Consider the following 15496-nt stretch of genomic DNA (forward strand, 5'->3'; position numbering starts at 1 on the left):
GCGTTCAATCCGGACCTCTAGCTTCTGGTTGCCATCAGAAGCTTTGAGGAGATACCGTTGCGAGTCTTGGCAGTAGTTCCCGCCCGCGGAGGTTCGGCGGGCGTTCCCCTGAAGAACCTCGCCCTGGTCGGGGGCGTGCCGCTGGTGACCAGAGCCGTGCGCGCCTGCCTGGCCGCCGAGCTCGTGGACCAGGTCGTGGTCAGCACCGACCACGACGGCATCGCGGCGACCGCCCGCGAGGCGGGCGCGCTGGTGGTGGAGCGGCCCGCCGAGCTCAGCGGCGCGACCGCCTCCAGCGAGTCGGCGGTGCTGCACGCGCTCGACGCGCTCGGCGCGGACCCCGAGGTCGTCGTGCTCGTCCAGTGCACGAGCGCGTTCATCGACCCGGAGGACCTGTCGGCCGCCGTGCGGAGGGTCCTCGACGGCGAGGCCGACTCGGTGGTGTCCGGGCTGCCGACGCACGAGTTCCTCTGGACGGCCGCGGGCGCGGGCGTCAACCACGACCCGGCCGTCCGCCCGCGCCGGCAGGACCGTGAGCCCCAGTTCCGCGAGAACGGCGCGTTCTACGCCATGCGCGCGTCCGGCCTGCGCGAGCACGGCCACCGCTTCTTCGGCCGCACCGCGGTCCAGCCGGTGCCGGCCCGGCACGCGATCGAGGTGGACGAGCCCGGGGACCTGGAACTGGTCCGGGCGCTGGCGCCGTTCATCGACCGGCCGGAGCCGATCGACGTGGACGCGGTGATCACCGACTTCGACGGCGTGCACACCGACGACCGCGCCTACGTCGACTCCGACGGCCGCGAGATGGTGCTGGTCAGCCGCTCCGACGGGATGGGCGTGTCGCTGCTGCGCCGCTCCGGCGTCAAGGTGCTGATCATGTCCACGGAGCACAACCCGGTGGTCGCCGCCCGCGCCCGCAAGCTCGGCGTGCCCGTGCTGCAGGGCCTGGCCGACAAGCGCACGGTGCTGCGCGACTGGCTGCACATCGAGGGCCTGGACCCGGCGAGGGTGGCCTACGTCGGCAACGACGTCAACGACCTGGGCCCGATGGGCGAGGTCGGCTGGCCGGTCGCGACCCCGGACGCCCACCCGAGGGTGCGCGCCGCCGCCCGCGTCGTGCTCACCAGGAACGGCGGCTCGGGCGCGGTGCGCGAGCTGTGCGACCGCGTGGTGGCCGCCCGGCCTGAGCCCTCCGCCCAGGCCGTTCCCGCGGGCCCGGCCCGCCCCCGCTTCGGCCCGGTCGCGATCGGCGACACGCTGGTGGGCGACGGCGAGCCCGTCTACGTCATCGGCGAGATCGGCATCAACCACAACGGCGACCTCGACATCGCCCGCCGGCTCATCGACGTGGCCGCGGAGGCCGGCTGCCAGGCGGTCAAGTTCCAGAAGCGCACCCCCGCGATCTGCGTGCCCGAGGAGCAGAAGGGGCAGATCCGGCAGACGCCGTGGGGCGAGATGACGTACCTGGAGTACAAGGAGCGCACCGAGTTCGGCCGCGACGAGTACGCCGCGATCGCCGAGCACTGCGCCGGGCGCGGCCTGCACTGGTTCGCCTCGCCGTGGGACGTGCCCTCCGTCGAGTTCCTGGAGGAGATGGACGTCCTGGTGCACAAGGTGGCCTCGGCCGGCGTGGCCGACCACCAGCTCCTGCGCGCCCTCGCCGCCACCGGCAAGCCGGTCATCCTGTCCACCGGCATGTCCACGCTGTCGGAGATCGACGCGGCGGTGGAGATCCTCGGCACCGACCGGCTGATCATGATGCACGCGACCTCGACGTACCCGCTGCCGCCCGAGGAGGCGAACCTGCGCACGATCACCACGCTGAAGGAGCGCTACGGCGTGCCGGTCGGCTACTCCGGCCACGAGCGCGGGCTGCAGATCTCGCTGGCGGCCGTGACGCTCGGCGCGGTGTGCGTGGAGCGGCACATCACGCTCGACCGCACCATGTGGGGCTCCGACCACGCCGCCTCGCTGGAGCCCGCCGGGCTGGAGCACCTGGTACGCGACATCCGGATCATCGAGCAGGCCAAGGGCGACGGCGTCAAGCGCGTCTTCCCCGGCGAGGAGGCCCCCAAGGCCCGCCTGCGCCGGGTCACCGCCTGACCCCCTGCCCCTCGATCCTGGAGAGACCCCCCGTTGACCACTCTCTCGGTCGTCGTGCCGATCCGCGACGGTGAGCGCCACATCGCCGACGCGCTCACCGCGCTGGCCCGCAACGCCCGGCGCGACTTCGAGTTCGTCGTCGTCGACGACGGCTCCGTGGACGCCACCCCGGACATCGTCGAGGACTTCCGCGCCGAGCTGCCCGGCCTGGCCGTGATCCGCCACGCGGTGCCGGCCGGGCTGGCCGACGCGCGCAACGCGGGCCTCGCCGCCGCGTCCGGCCGGTACGTGACGTACCTGGACGGCGACGACTGGCTCGCGCCCGGCTACCTGGCCAGGCTGGTCGAGGCGGCCGACGGGCTCGGCTGCGACTTCGTGCGTGTCGACCACGTCCAGGCCGAGGGCCGCAAACGGGTCGTGCACCGCGCCCCCCTGGCGCGGAGGGGCGTGGTGCTCGACCCCCGCGAGGCGATCCTGCCCGCGGGCACGCGCACCATGGTGGACTACCCCTACGCATGGGCCGGGATCTACCGGCGCTCGCTGGGCGACCTGCTGCGCTTCCCCGGCTCGCTGCACACGGCCGAGGACCGGCCGTGGATCTGGCGGCTGCACCGGGAGGCGGCCACGTTCGCCGTGGTGTCGCTGGCCGGGGTGTTCTACCGCCGCCAGGTCGCCGGCTCGCTCACCCAGATCGGCGACGAGCGGCAACTGCACTTCTTCGACGCCTTCGAGCTGGTGCTCAAGGACCTGGAGCCGGAGTTCCTGCCGAAGGCCGTACGGACGTTCTGCGCCCTGCTGGCCCACCACCTGGAGCTCGGCGAGCGGTTCGCGCCGCCGCTGCGCGCCCGTTTCGAGGAGCGCGGCGCGCTGATGGCGTCCGCGCTGCCGCGCGAGCTGGTGGCCGGGGCGGTGGCGCGGATGCCCGCCGAGCGGGCGGCGCTGCTGCGCGCCCTGCTGCCCGGACTGCCCCCCGACCCGTACGCCAGGACCAGGAGCGCGACGTGAAGGTCTTCTACGCCTCGACCCTGTTCGGGGCGATGACGCTGGCCGCCGCGATCGACGACGGCCGCTTCGGCGACGGCCGGCGGCTGCTCGTGGTGTCGAACAACGCGGCCGTCCCCGAGGTGGCGACGCCGCTGGAGGAGACGCCCGGCTTCGCGGCGCTGCGCGGGCGCTTCGACGAGGTGGGCTCGTGGAACGAGCTGATCGCGCCGCTGCATCCGTCCGACTGGCGGGCGCGGGTCATCGAGGTGCCGATGACGGAGCGCCTGATCCGCTCCCACTGGGGGCTGGACGACGTCGATGAGCTGGTGCTGGAGTCGATCGCGGTGCCGCCCGCCCGGACGATCGCCGGCCTGGTGCGCGACTGCCCGGTCACCGTCTACGCCGACGGGCTGATGAGCTACGGCCCGACCCGCGACCCGCTCCCGGCCGAGATCCACCGCCGCGTCACCCGCCTGCTCCATCTGGACCTGGTGCCGGGGCTGACGCCGCTGCTGCTCAGCGAGTACGGGGTGCCGCCCGTGACGCTGCCCGGCGAGCGTTTCCTCGCCGTCGTCGCGGAGGTCGCCGAGGCGCCCGGGGTCGCCACCCCCGCCGTGCCGGCCGGCGGGGCGGTCGTCCTCGGACAGTACCTGTCGGCGCTGGAGCTGCTGAGCGCCGAGGAGGAGGCCGGGCTGCACGAGGGGATGCTGGCGGCGCTGGCCGCCCGCGGCCACGACCACGTGGTGTTCAAGCCGCATCCGGCGGCGGGACGGCGGCACGCGAGGCTTCTGCGCGCCGCGGCCGGGCGGCTCGGGGTGCGGCTGTCGGTGGCCGGGGAGAGCGTGCCGGCCGAGGTGTGCTTCGCGGCGCTGCGGCCCGGGCTGGTCGTGGGCTGCTTCTCCACCGGGCTGATGACGGCGCGGCGCTACTTCGGGCTGCCGGTCGCCTCGTACGGGACGGAGCGGGTGCTGGAGCGCCTGGCCCCGTACGAGAACAGCAACCGCGTCCCGCTCACCGTCGTGGACGCGCTGCTGCCCCGGCTGGCAGCGGACGGCGGCGTCACGGAGCCGCCGCCGGTGGACCTGGCCGGGCTGGTGCGCGCGGTCGGCTACTGCATGCAGGCCGAGGCGTATCCGGAGCTGCGGCCGGCGCGGATCGACTTCGACGCCCGCTACTTCAAGCGCCGGCGCCTGGAGGTGCTGGGCCTCCTGGACCGGCCGGCGGCGGCCAGGCCGACGACGCTGGACCGGCTCCGGCGGCGCCTCCGCCCACTCGGCTGACCACCCGGCTCCACCTCCGGCGGCTCAGCCGGCCGCTGTTGGACAACGGCCCGCCCGCCACCGGCCGCTCAGCCGAGTGCGGCCAGGTAGCGGCGCACTCGCCGCTTCGCCCTGTACCCCGCCCGCAGCATGGACGGGTGCACCTCCACGCGCAGCCGGGCCCGCCGGCGGGCGGCCGCGTGCCCGGGGCCGTCCAGCAGGGACGCCGCGGGACCGCCCGGCCCCGCCGACACCAGCCCGGCCAGCAGCGCGGCCCAGTCGTCCCGTTCGGCCGGATGGAAGTAGTTGGCCGTGCACCAGGCGGGCGAGGCCGCGCGGAACCGGCCTCCGGCCAGGTCGTCGAGGGTGCCGAGCAGGCCGCTGCCCTCGAACACCAGGTTGATCATCTCGGCGCTGACGCCGAAGTCGGTCAGCACCAGCGACGGCACGCCCACCGCGATCGCCTCCAGGGCCGCCGTCGAGCTGACGGTGACGAACCCGGCCGCGTGCGCGAGCTGCTCGTGCATCGGCCCGGCCGCGAAGCGCAGCCGCCCCGGCTCGCCCATCTCGCGCCAGAGCCGCTGGTAGTGGTGGCGTTCGCGGTGCGTCTGCCGTTCGTCCTCCAGGGCCCGCAGCTTGACCACGACGTCCAGGTCCGGCCGGCGCCCGGCCAGCTCGGCCAGGGCGGCGAGGATCCGCTCGCGCTGCTCGCGCCCGCGCGGCACCTTCGCCTGGGTGGCGAAGACGACCCGGTCGCCGCCCGCCGGGGCCGCGCCCGCGCGCAGGAACGGCAGCCGGGCCAGCCCGACCGCCCCTCCCCCGCCGAGCCGCCGGGCGATCTCGCCGAACTCGGCCGCCTCCCGCTCGCTGTGCACCACGAACAGGTCGCAGCCGCTGCGGTAGATCCACGCCTTCTCCGTCGCCGGCACCGAGATGCCCGGCAGCCCGCTGACGAACACGGGTCTCGGCCGCAGCCCGTCCAGCACGTCGGCCACGAGCACGTCCACCACCGGCCCCGTGCAGGCCACGAGGATCACGTCGGGGCGGGTGCGCACGGCCAGCCGGCGCACCGACCTGGCCGACAGCACCGGCGGCGCCGGCCGGCCGCCCCCGCTCACCGCTGCGGCGATCTGCTCGGGCGAGGGCGCGATCGGCGTGCGGACCACCACCAGGTCCGCGGAAGACCCCGCGGGCAGGTCGTCGAGCAGGCAGGCCGCCCACTTCAGGTACGAGTCGGAGTCGGCCACCGCCAGCACGTTCAACCGGGCACTCCCGTCAGATGCGAGCGCAGGGCGGGCGCCGCCCTGCTGGTCCACCAGTCGTCGGGCACGTCCACGAGTTCGACGGCGACACCGCGCGGGCCGAGCAGGACCCGCAGCGAGGTGACGGCGGTCGAGGGGAGGCTGAGCACCCGCTGGTCCGGGCGCAGGCCGCGCAGCGTCAGCTCGGCGGGCGCGCCCGCGTCGTGCACGGTGACGCCGGGCCGCTCCCCGATCAGCGCCACGTCCACCGGGTCCTCGCGGCGGTGGGGGTAGTAGGCGACCGGCTCGCGGGCGGCCAGGTCGCTCAGCCAGCGCAGGTAACGGCCGCGGTGCACCAGGCCGTTGCGGACGAGCGAGGTGCCGAGCACGACCGTACGCTCCGCGGGGCCGTGCGGGCTCGGCGGCTGCGCGCGCAGCCAGGCGAAGTCGTGCCGTACCAGCTCGACGCCGGCGGCGCGGACGGCCTCGGCGAGCTGGTCGTCCACGTCGAGCGCGGTGAAGACCGACACCCGGCTGAGGCGCAGCCGCAGCGCGGCGGCCAGGCCGAGGGCGGCGCGCGGCGCGGACCGCTCGGCGCGGGCGCGCAGCAGCGGGCGCGACGGCCCGGCGGCCAGCAGCTCCAGCAGGCGCAGCGTGGCGAGGCCGTCGTCCACGATGACGACCCGGCCGGGCCAGGACGCCAGCCAGCGCACCTGCACCCTGCCGGAGAAGGCGTCGCCGACCGCGAGGACCCGGCGCGGCATGCGCCCGCGCGGCTCGGCCAGCACCAGCCCCTCGGGCGCGCCGAGGGAACGCAGCTCCGCGCGGGTGGCCTTGAGCGCGCGCAACCCCGCGCGCGGCACGACCGTGGTCACGGGCCCGAGGATCCCCGCGTGGTGGGCCTCGACGGCGCACAGCATCTGGAGCGGCGACTCCACCCAGGCCGACGCCTGTCCGACCACTCCTGCCCCTCCCGGCCGATGGGCCTCCCAGCAGGGTGATGGCCCGTCCATGACGCCGTTAAGTTACCCCCGTCGCCTTAAGCCGCCAGGAACGCGACGTGAACAATGGAGGCTATGAACTCGCTCATGCTCAACACCGACGGCGTGCAGATCCCGCAGCTCGGGCTCGGCGTCTGGCAGGTCACCGACGACGAGGCCGAGCGGGCCGTGCGCACCGCGCTGGAGGCCGGCTACCGGCACATCGACACGGCCGCCGCCTACGGCAACGAGGAGGGCGTGGGCCGGGCCGTGCGCGCCGGCGGGCTGCCGCGCGAGAAGGTGTTCATCACCACCAAGCTGTGGAACGGCGACCACGGCCGCGCCGAGCAGGCCTTCGACGAGAGCCTGGCCCGGCTGGGCCTCGACCACGTCGACCTCTTCCTCATCCACTGGCCGGCGCCGCGCCAGGACAAGTACGTCCAGGCGTGGAAGGCCCTGGAGAAGATCTACCGGGACGGCCGCGCGAGGGCGATCGGCGTGTCCAACTTCACCGTCGCCACCCTCACGCGGCTGATGGAGGAGACGGGCATCACGCCGTCGATCAACCAGATCGAGCTCCACCCCTACCTGCAGCAGCGCGAGATGCGCCAGTTCCACGAGGCCAACGGCATCCTGACGGAGGCGTGGAGCCCGCTCGGCCAGGGCAGGGGCCTGCTGGACGACCCGGCGCTCGCGGTGCTGTCGGGGAAGCACGGCAGGACGCCCGCCCAGATCGTGCTCCGCTGGCACCTGCAGCTCGGCAACGTGGTGATCCCCAAGTCGGTCACGCCGTCGCGGATCAAGGAGAACATCGACGTGTTCGGCTTCATCCTGGACGCCGAGGACATGGCCGCCATCGGGGCGCTCAACCAGGGCAAGCGCCTCGGGCCGGACCCCGACACGTTCAACGGCGCCTGAACCCTCTACGATCTCGCCTTGTGCGAGATTTTGCGTGGGGCATAGCGGCGACCGGCGGCATCGCTCAGACCGTGGGGGCGGCCATCGCGGCCGAGCCGGGCATGCGGGTGGCCGCCGTCGGCTCCCGCGACCTCGGGCGGGCGCGGGCGCTGGCCGCGACGCTGGGCGCGGAGTCGGCGTACGGCTCCTACGAGCACCTGTGCGCCGACCCGGCCGTGGACGCGGTCTACGTCGCCACGCCGCACGCCCAGCACCTCCCGGTGGCGGCGGCCGCCATCGCGAACGGCAAGGCCGTGCTGTGCGAGAAGCCGCTCGCGGCGAGCGTGGCCGACGCCGAGACGATGGTGCGCCTGGCGCGTGAGGCGGGCGTCTTCCTCATGGAGGCCATGTGGATGCGGTTCAACCCGCTGATCCGCCTGATCGCCTCCGACGAGCGCTTCGGGGAGATCCGCTCGGTGCAGGCGTCCTTCGGCTTCGCGCACCCCTATGACGCCGCGCACCGGCTGTGGGCGCCGGAACTGGGCGGCGGCGCGCTGCTCGACCTCGGCATCTACCCGTTCGGGCTGGCGCAGCTGCTGCTCGGGATGCCGGAGAGCCTGCGGGTCACGGGCTCCCTCGCGCCCAGCGGCGTGGACGCGGAGGCGGCCGGGCTGCTGACGTACGCCGGGGGGCGGCACGCCGTGGTGGCGACCTCGTTGCTCGCGCACTACCCCAACTCCGCCCACGTCGTGGGCACCGGCATGCGGGCGGAGATCCCGGCGGCGTTCTGGGCGCCGCAGCGGATCGTGCTGTCCGCGCCCGGCATGGAGCCCGAGGAGCACGTGCTCGATCCGGCCGACAACGGCTACGCGGGCGAGGTGCGCGAGGTGCGGGCCGCCGTGGCCGAGGGGCGGACCGAATCGGCGATCATGCCGCTTGACGAGTCCCTTGCCATGATGGTGCTCCTCGCCGACGCCCGGCAACAGCTCTCCTGACCTGGCTTTTATGGAGTTGTAATCTCTTGCCGTGTGTATTACCTTATGGTGCACCTCAGGGCATAAGTCCGTTTTGTCGGATTATGTCTGACCATCGCAAGTGAGATCACATCACAGGATCGTCCTGTGACCGCTGAATCCGCCACGCGCGGAACCGGGGACCCACGTCCTTCGGGGTGAATCGGCACCACGTGCCGTAGGACAGCTTCCACGTCCGAACCCGTCAGCTAACCCGGTAAGCGGCATGGAAGCAAGGAGTAACCCCCTCGATGGCCAAGCACCGCTTCACCGCTGCCCAAAAGCTGAGCCTCGCCGTCATCGGCGCGACCGTGGCCGCCGCCACGTTCGGCTCGCAGGCCGCGTACGCCGACACCCCTCCGGTCACCGGGCAGCACGGCGGCAGCACCCTCAACAACCCCGCGGAACGCTCCGCCCCCCGCGCCCGCGCCCAGGAGAGCAGGATCCAGGTCACCGCCGACCAGGTGCTGGCCGTGGCCCGCTCCCAGGTGGGCACCAGCGAGAACTCCGCCGGCGGCGGCACCCCGTACCAGCAGTGGTACGCCGCCTCGCAGCGGGCCGCCGAGACCATCGCCCGCGACGGCGGCACCCCCGCCGGCTACCTCAACGCCCCCTGGTGCGCGATGTTCGTCTCCTGGGTCGGCGAGAAGACGGGCGCCCGCCCCCAGGTCGGCTGGGACGCCTACACCGTCACCCACGCCAAGTGGTTCAAGGCCAACGACCGCTTCGGCACCCTCGCCAAGCCCGGCGCGGTGGTCTTCTTCGCCTGGGACGGCAGCAAGAGCCTCGACGCCATCGACCACGTCGGGTTCGTCGTGAAGGACAACCAGAACGGCACCATCTCCACCATCGAGGGCAACACCGGCAACGGCAAGGTGGAGGAGCGCGTCCGGCCGAAGTCGCAGGTCGTCGGCTACGGCTACCCCGAGTACGCCTCCTGACCTCCCTCCCGCACGCCCCCTGACCTTCCGCACGTACGAGCGCGTGTCCCTTTCGCCCGGGGACGCGCGCTCGTCGGCGTCGGCGGCCCCGCCCGTCAGGGCGGCGTGGGCTCCTCCAGCAGCCGCAGGCTCTCGCGGGCCCACGCGGCGCGGGCCGTCGCGACGGCGATCTGGCCCGCGAAGACGTGCGCCTTCAGCGCGGCGATGCGGTCGTGCTCGCCCGCGGGGCGGTTCTTCAGCCGCTCCTTGAGCAGGGGCGTGTCCTTGGCCAGCAGCGCCTCCCTGTGCGCCCGCCACTCGGCGGCGAGCTGCTCCTGCTCGGCGATGAACGCCTTGAGCACCGACGCCGCCCGGTCCGGCTCGATCATGTCGAAGAACAGCGCCTGGAGGAAGAACGCGTCCCGCGCCGGCGGCGGGGTGTGGGCGGTGCCGAGCCAGGCGCGCAGCTCCGCCAGGCCGCGCTCGGTGATGGAGTAGACGGTCCGCCTCAGCCTGGTGCCCCGGATCTCCTTCTGGCCCTCGATGAGCCCGGCCTGCTCCATCTGGCGCAGCGTGGGATAGATCTGGCTCTGCGGCGCCGACCACACCCAGCGCGGGGCGGCCTCGAAGAAGCGGGTCAGCTCGTACCCGTTCATGGGGCGCGCCTCCAGGACGCCGAGCAGCGCGTGCTGAAGCGACATGCCCTCCAGCATAGGGAGAGCCTGATCCGTTCCTCTAGAACAGGTATGGAGATACATGTATTGTCCTCCCTGTCTTCGGAACGATCTCGCGAGCAGGGTGGGCGACCGATGGAGCACTTACCGGACGAGCTGTCCAGGGCCGGGCGGGCGCTGGCGGCGGCGGGGCTGGTGACCGCGTTCGGGCACGTCTCCGCCCGGACCGGCGGCGACCGGCTGCTGATGACGCCGCCGGTCCCCCTCGGCACCCTCACCGCCGCGTCCCCGTACGCCGAGATCCCCCTCGACGCCGCCGACCTGCCCGCGGGGGCGCCGCGCGAGGCGTGGATCCACGTCGAGATCGCCCGCGCCCGCCCCGGCGTCCTGGCCGTCTGCCGGGCGCAGCCGCCCACCGCCACCGCCCTCGCCGCCGCCGGGGTGCCCATCCGGCCGCTGCACGGGCAGGGAGCCTTCCTCGGGCCCGAGGTGCCCGTGCTCGACGACGCCGTGCTCGTCCGCGACCGGGCCCGCGGCCGGGCGCTCGCCGACCGGCTCGGCGACTCCCCCGCCCTCGTCATGCGGGGCAACGGCGCGGTCACCACCGGCGCGAGCGTCGGCGAGGCCGTCGCCCTCATGTGGGTGCTGGAGGCCGCCGCCCGCATGAACGCCACCGCCGCCGCGGCCGGAACCCCCGTCCCCCTCACCCCCGCCGAGCAGGAGGCGTGGCGGGCCGCCGCGCCCGAGCTCCTCGCCCGCATCTGGTCCCACCTCCAGGAGTCGTCATGATCGAGTTGACGGACATCGCCTACGTCCGCTCCGGCGCCGCCGACCTGGACGCCGCCGCGCGCTTCGCGGTCGACGTCGTCGGCATGGAGCTCACCGCCCAGGAGAACGGCGTCGCCTACCTGCGCGCCGACCAGCGCCACCACTGCCTCGCCCTGGTCGAGGGCGAGTCCGGCGTGATCAGCTCCGGCTTCACCGTCCGCGACGAGGACGCGCTGGCCGCCGCCGAGACCGAGCTGGAGAAGGCGGGCGTCGCCGTCGCGCGGGGCGGCGCCGAGGAGGCCCGCTCGCGCCGGGTCCGCGACTTCCTGTCCTTCGACGACCCGTTCGGCAACCGCGTCGACCTCGTCATCGACCAGGTGACGCTCACCGCCCCCGTACGGCACGGCCGCGAGGCCGGCATCACCGAGTTCGGCCACCTGTGCCTGGACGCCCCGGACGTGCGTGAGGCGTACCGGTTCTGGAACGGCCTGTTCAACGCCCGCGTCTCCGACTGGATCGGCGACTGGGCCTGCCTCATGCGCATCGACCAGGTCCACCACAAGCTCGCCGTCTTCCAGGGCAGCCGGCCGGGCCTGTGCCACATCAACTTCCAGGTGGACTCGCTCGACGACGTCATGCGCAACTGGCACTTCCTGGAGGCCAACGGCGTCGAGATCGAGATGGGCCCCGGCCGCCACCCCCAGTCCACGGCCGTCTTCGTCTACTTCAAGGGCCCCGAGGGCATCACGTACGAGTACTCGTGGGGCGTGCGCCTCATCACCGACGAGGACGCCTGGCGCCCCCGCTACTTCGACCCCGCCGAGCCGGGCTCCATCGACATGTGGCAGGGCCCCACCCGCCGCGTCCACACCCAGCCGCAGATCCGCCGCCCCCTGCCGGGCCGGCCCGCCACGGGAAGCGAGTCCTGACATGCCGCTCGTCGAGGTGTCCCTGTCGGAAGGACGCGACCCGGCCGCGATCCGGGCGCTCATCCACGAGCTGCACGCCGCCGTCGAGCGGGCGATCGGCTCGCCGGCCCAGAGCATCAGGGTGATCGTCAGGGAGGTGCCGCGTACGCACTGGGCGGCCGGCGACCAGACGCTCGCCGAGCGCGACGAGATCAGCAAGGGCGGTTGACATGGAGTTCTTCGGGCACGTGATCGACGGCGCGGAGGTCGCGTCGGCGAGCGGCGAGACCTTCGCCAGCGTCGACCCCTACACCCGCGAGCCGTGGGCCGAGGCCGCGCTCGGCGGCCCGGCCGAGGTGGACCTCGCCGTCGCGGCGGCGCGGCGCGCGTTCGACGAGGGGCCCTGGCCGCGCATGGGCCGCGCCGAGCGCGGGCGGCTGCTGCACCGCCTCGCGGACCTCGTCCTGGCGAACGCCGACCGGCTCGGCCTGGCCGACACCCGCGACATGGGCAAGCCGATCACGCAGAGCCGCGGCCACGACGTGCCGCGCGCGGCCGCCAACCTCCGTTTCTTCGCCGACCACGCCCGCCTCACCCCGGCCGAGGCCCTGCCGATGGACTCCGGCCACCACGCCTACACCCGCTACGAGCCGGTCGGCGTGGCCGCCGCCGTCGCGCCGTGGAACTTCCCGCTCATGCTGGAGACCTGGAAGATCGCGCCCGCGCTGGCCTGGGGCAACACGGTCGTGCTCAAGCCCGCCGAGGACACGCCCGCCTCCGCGACGCTCCTCGCCAGGCTCGCGCTGGAGGCGGGCCTGCCGCCCGGCGTGCTCAACGTCGTGCACGGGTACGGCCCGGACGCGGCCGGGCAGGCGCTCACCGAGCATCCCGGGGTGGACCGCATCACGTTCACCGGCGAGTCGGCGACCGGCCGCGCCATCTCGGCCGCCGCCGCCCGCAACCTCGTCCCGGTCAGCCTGGAGCTCGGCGGCAAGGGCGGCAACGCCGTCTTCGCCGACGCCGACCTGGACAACGCCGTGAGCTGGTCGCTGCGCGCCATCTTCACCAACGCCGGGCAGGTCTGCCTGGCCGGCTCCCGCCTGTACGTCCAGCGCCCGGTGTTCGAGGAGTTCCTGGCCCGCTTCACCGCCGCCGCCGGGGCGATGCGCCTCGGCGACCCCAAGTCGGACGGCACCGAGATCGGGCCCCTGGCCTCCGAGACCCACTACCGCAAGGTGCGCGGCTACGTCGAGACCGTCGCCGCCGAGGGCGGCACCGTCCACGCGGGCGGCCTCGGCGACGGCTGGTTCGTCCGGCCGACGATCGTCACCGGCCTGCCCGCCGCCGCCCGCCACCAGCGGGAGGAGATCTTCGGCCCGGTGGTGACGGTGACGCCGTTCGACACCGAGGACGAGGTCGTGGCGCTCATGAACGGCACCCGCTACGGGCTCAACGCCATGCTGTTCACCGAGAGCCTGTCGCGGGCGCACCGCGTCTCGGCCCGGCTGCGGGCGGGCACGGTCTGGGTCAACTGCTTCTTCGTCCGCGACCTGCGCGCGCCGTTCGGCGGGGTGGGCGACTCGGGCGTGGGGCGCGAGGGCGGCACGTTCAGCCGCGAGTTCTTCACCGAGCCGAAGGCCGTCGTCATGCAGATCGACTGAGCGCCTTTACGTTGTAGATCAACTGATCTCCCGGGTCAGCCGGGACGCCCAGCGACACCAGACACAGCCCGGCAGGAAGCTACTTTTGCTTGACGACGAGTAGTCAGCGCTGGTCACAGGCGAGGAGTGGCGGCGCGGTGACAGGCGCGTGCCTCCCCCGGCCCCCGATGTACGACAATCGGGGGCCACATGTCGATCCGGCCCCCGGCCGTTCGACGCACGGACGACGCACAGGACGCGCGAAAGAGGGAGCACACCGTGAAGTTCATGATCGTGGGCAAGGGCAACGCCGTGACCGAGGCCGGTGAGCTGCCTCCTCAGGAACTCGTCGACGCCATGCACGCCTACAACGAGGCGCTGGCCAAGGCCGGGGTGCTGCTGGCCGCCGAAGGGCTGCTCCCCAGCTCCGAGGGGGCGCAGATCGCCTACAGCGGAGGGCGGGCGAGCGTGCTGGACGGGCCGTTCGCCGAGTCCAAGGAGCTGATCGCCGGGTTCTGGCTGATCCAGGTGAAGTCGCGGGAGGAGGCGATCGAGTGGGCGCTGCGGGTGCCGGTGCCGCCCGGCCACGACGGCATCGGGCTCGACGTGTGGCGCGTCTTCGACCCCTCCGACCCGCTCGACGAGACGCTGCCGGAGGAGGAGCGCGACCGGGCCCTGCACGCACACCTGCGCGGCGACGTCCCCGGCGCCTGATCCCCGCGCCTGATCCCCGCGCCTGATCCCGCGCCTGATCCCCGGCGCCCGTCGCGGGTTGCGGGCGCGGCGGGGGCGCTGGTGGGATGGGAGGGTGACGACGGACGCGGGCGCGCACCGCACCACCAGCGCCGATCCGCACCGCACCGTGGAGGCGGTGTGGCGGATCGAGGCCGCCCGGCTCATCGCCGGGCTCGCCGGGCTGGTCCGCGACGTCGGCCTGGCCGAGGAGCTGGCGCAGGACGCGCTGGTCGCCGCGCTGGAGCAGTGGCCCGAGTCCGGGGTGCCGGGCAACCCGGGGGCCTGGCTCATGACGGTGGCCAAGCGCCGCGCGATCGACCTGATCCGCAGGAACGAGCGGCTGCGCCTCAACCTCGCCGAGCTGGGCCACCGGCTGGAGCAGGGCGGCGGCGACGAGGGGCGTCCCGAGCCGGACGAGATCGAGGACGACCTGCTGCGGCTGGTGTTCACGGCCTGCCATCCCGCGCTGTCGATGGAGGCGCGGGTCGCGCTGACCCTGCGCGTGCTCGGCGGCCTGACCACCGAGGAGATCGCCCGCGCGTTCCTCGTGCAGGAGACGACGGTCGCGCAGCGGATCGTCCGCGCCAAGCGCGCCCTGGCCGACAAGGGCGTCCCGTTCGAGGTGCCCGCGGGCGGCGAGCTGGCGGGGCGGCTGGCCGCCGTGCTGGAGGTCATCTACCTGATCTTCAACGAGGGCTACTCGGCCACGGCCGGCGACGACTGGCTGCGGCCCGCGTTGTGCGAGGACGCCCTGCGCCTCGGCCGCGTCCTGGCCGGGCTGATGCCGGGCGAGCCCGAGGTGCACGGCCTGGTGGCGCTCATGGAGCTGCACGCGTCGCGCTCGGCGGCCCGCGTGGGCCCGTCCGGCGAGCCGATCCTGCTACTGGAGCAGGACCGCACCCGCTGGGACCGCCTGCTCGTCGGCCGCGGCCTGGCCGCGCTGCGCCAGGCGGAGAGCCTGGCCGGCGGCGCTCCCGGCCCGTACGCGCTGCAGGCCGCCATCGCCGCGTGCCACGCGCGTGCCGTCGTCGCCGAGGACACCGACTGGGCGCGCATCGCCGCCCTCTACGAGGAGCTGGCCAAGCTTCTCCGTTCCCCCGTGGTCGAGCTGAACCGGGCGGTGGCGCTGTCGATGGCGTACGGCCCTGAGGTGGGACTCGGCCTGCTCGACCAGATCGCCGGCGAGCCCGCGCTGAAGGGCTATCACCTGCTGCCGAGCGTCCGCGGCGACCTGCTGTTCAAGCTGGGCCGCCGCGCGGAGGCGCGCGCCGAGTTCGAACGCGCGGCGGCGCTGACCCGCAACGCCCGCGAGCGCGCCCTGCTGGAGTCCCGCGCGGCCGCCTGCTGACGGCGCCCTCGGGCGGGCCCCGGGCG

At 74.0% G+C, this 15496-nt stretch carries 15 protein-coding genes and 1 riboswitch; of the genes, 12 read left to right on the forward strand and 3 right to left on the reverse strand.

Going from position 1 to position 15496, the window contains the following annotated elements; translation table 11 throughout:
• The first annotated feature begins 66 nt into the window (after nucleotides 1–66).
• Genes Nocox_RS25100 through Nocox_RS25110 form a run of 3 tightly spaced genes read left to right on the forward strand, consistent with a single transcriptional unit; the run spans nucleotide 67 to nucleotide 4367 of the window.
• Nucleotides 67–2103, forward strand: coding sequence for an N-acetylneuraminate synthase family protein (locus tag Nocox_RS25100; protein ID WP_246649536.1), 2037 nt, complete (start codon nucleotides 67–69; stop codon nucleotides 2101–2103).
• Nucleotides 2104–2136: 33 nt separating this feature from the next.
• Nucleotides 2137–3108 carry a glycosyltransferase family 2 protein gene (locus tag Nocox_RS25105; protein WP_020541072.1) on the forward strand — a complete coding sequence of 324 codons (972 nt, stop codon included), beginning with the start codon at nucleotides 2137–2139 and terminating at the stop codon, nucleotides 3106–3108.
• Nucleotides 3105–4367: a polysialyltransferase family glycosyltransferase gene (locus Nocox_RS25110; protein WP_020541071.1), complete on the forward strand. Its 1263-nt coding sequence runs from the start codon at nucleotides 3105–3107 to the stop codon at nucleotides 4365–4367. The genes Nocox_RS25105 and Nocox_RS25110 overlap by 4 nt, the downstream gene beginning before the upstream one ends.
• A gap of 68 nt (nucleotides 4368–4435) precedes the next feature.
• Here Nocox_RS25110 and Nocox_RS25115 read toward each other — a convergent pair whose 3' ends face one another.
• Nucleotides 4436–5602 carry a DUF6716 putative glycosyltransferase gene (locus Nocox_RS25115; RefSeq protein ID WP_246649894.1) on the reverse strand — a complete coding sequence of 389 codons (1167 nt, stop codon included), beginning with the start codon at nucleotides 5600–5602 and terminating at the stop codon, nucleotides 4436–4438.
• Nucleotides 5603–5604: 2 nt separating this feature from the next.
• Nucleotides 5605–6549 carry a hypothetical protein gene (locus tag Nocox_RS25120; protein ID WP_020541069.1) on the reverse strand — a complete coding sequence of 315 codons (945 nt, stop codon included), beginning with the start codon at nucleotides 6547–6549 and terminating at the stop codon, nucleotides 5605–5607.
• A 114-nt stretch (nucleotides 6550–6663) separates the two neighbouring features.
• Between Nocox_RS25120 and Nocox_RS25125 the strand changes: the two genes are divergently transcribed.
• The 3 genes from Nocox_RS25125 (at nucleotide 6664) to Nocox_RS25135 (ending at nucleotide 9418) form a co-directional block, all read left to right on the forward strand.
• Nucleotides 6664–7485: an aldo/keto reductase gene (locus Nocox_RS25125; RefSeq protein ID WP_020541068.1), complete on the forward strand. Its 822-nt coding sequence runs from the start codon at nucleotides 6664–6666 to the stop codon at nucleotides 7483–7485.
• A 20-nt stretch (nucleotides 7486–7505) separates the two neighbouring features.
• Nucleotides 7506–8459 (forward strand): Gfo/Idh/MocA family protein, encoded by a 954-nt coding sequence (locus Nocox_RS25130; RefSeq protein ID WP_051112444.1) that lies wholly within the window; start codon nucleotides 7506–7508, stop codon nucleotides 8457–8459.
• 121 nt (nucleotides 8460–8580) lie between these two features.
• Nucleotides 8581–8716: riboswitch (cyclic di-AMP (ydaO/yuaA leader) on the forward strand.
• A gap of 12 nt (nucleotides 8717–8728) precedes the next feature.
• On the forward strand, nucleotides 8729–9418 hold the full coding sequence (locus tag Nocox_RS25135) for a CHAP domain-containing protein (RefSeq protein ID WP_020541066.1): 690 nt from the start codon (nucleotides 8729–8731) through the stop codon (nucleotides 9416–9418).
• 95 nt (nucleotides 9419–9513) lie between these two features.
• On the opposite strand, the gene Nocox_RS25140 is transcribed toward Nocox_RS25135, so the two are convergent.
• The gene (locus Nocox_RS25140; protein ID WP_026213901.1) at nucleotides 9514–10098 is read right to left on the reverse strand and encodes a PadR family transcriptional regulator; all 585 of its coding nucleotides are present in this window, start codon (nucleotides 10096–10098) and stop codon (nucleotides 9514–9516) included.
• A 108-nt stretch (nucleotides 10099–10206) separates the two neighbouring features.
• Here Nocox_RS25140 and Nocox_RS25145 point away from each other — a divergent pair, with 108 nt between their 5' ends.
• The 6 genes from Nocox_RS25145 (at nucleotide 10207) to Nocox_RS25170 (ending at nucleotide 15470) form a co-directional block, all read left to right on the forward strand.
• Nucleotides 10207–10860, forward strand: a complete 654-nt coding sequence (locus Nocox_RS25145) for a class II aldolase/adducin family protein (RefSeq protein ID WP_020541064.1) — start codon at nucleotides 10207–10209, stop codon at nucleotides 10858–10860.
• Nucleotides 10857–11768 (forward strand): VOC family protein, encoded by a 912-nt coding sequence (locus Nocox_RS25150; protein WP_020541063.1) that lies wholly within the window; start codon nucleotides 10857–10859, stop codon nucleotides 11766–11768. Before Nocox_RS25145 ends, Nocox_RS25150 begins: the two co-directional genes overlap by 4 nt.
• Before the next feature lies 1 nt (nucleotide 11769).
• Nucleotides 11770–11976, forward strand: a complete 207-nt coding sequence (locus Nocox_RS25155) for a tautomerase family protein (protein ID WP_020541062.1) — start codon at nucleotides 11770–11772, stop codon at nucleotides 11974–11976.
• Between the two features lies 1 nt (nucleotide 11977).
• Nucleotides 11978–13408, forward strand: a complete 1431-nt coding sequence (locus Nocox_RS25160; RefSeq protein WP_020541061.1) for an aldehyde dehydrogenase — start codon at nucleotides 11978–11980, stop codon at nucleotides 13406–13408.
• 267 nt (nucleotides 13409–13675) lie between these two features.
• Complete coding sequence (locus tag Nocox_RS25165) at nucleotides 13676–14101, forward strand: YciI family protein (RefSeq protein ID WP_211212537.1); 426 nt, start codon at nucleotides 13676–13678, stop codon at nucleotides 14099–14101.
• A gap of 94 nt (nucleotides 14102–14195) precedes the next feature.
• A complete protein-coding gene (locus Nocox_RS25170) occupies nucleotides 14196–15470 on the forward strand; it encodes an RNA polymerase sigma factor (RefSeq protein ID WP_020541059.1) in 1275 nt (424 codons plus the stop codon).
• Nucleotides 15471–15496 lie beyond the last annotated feature (26 nt).

Origin of the sequence: Nonomuraea coxensis DSM 45129 (assembly GCF_019397265.1) — a bacterium.
In the GTDB taxonomy this organism is placed as follows: domain Bacteria; phylum Actinomycetota; class Actinomycetes; order Streptosporangiales; family Streptosporangiaceae; genus Nonomuraea; species Nonomuraea coxensis.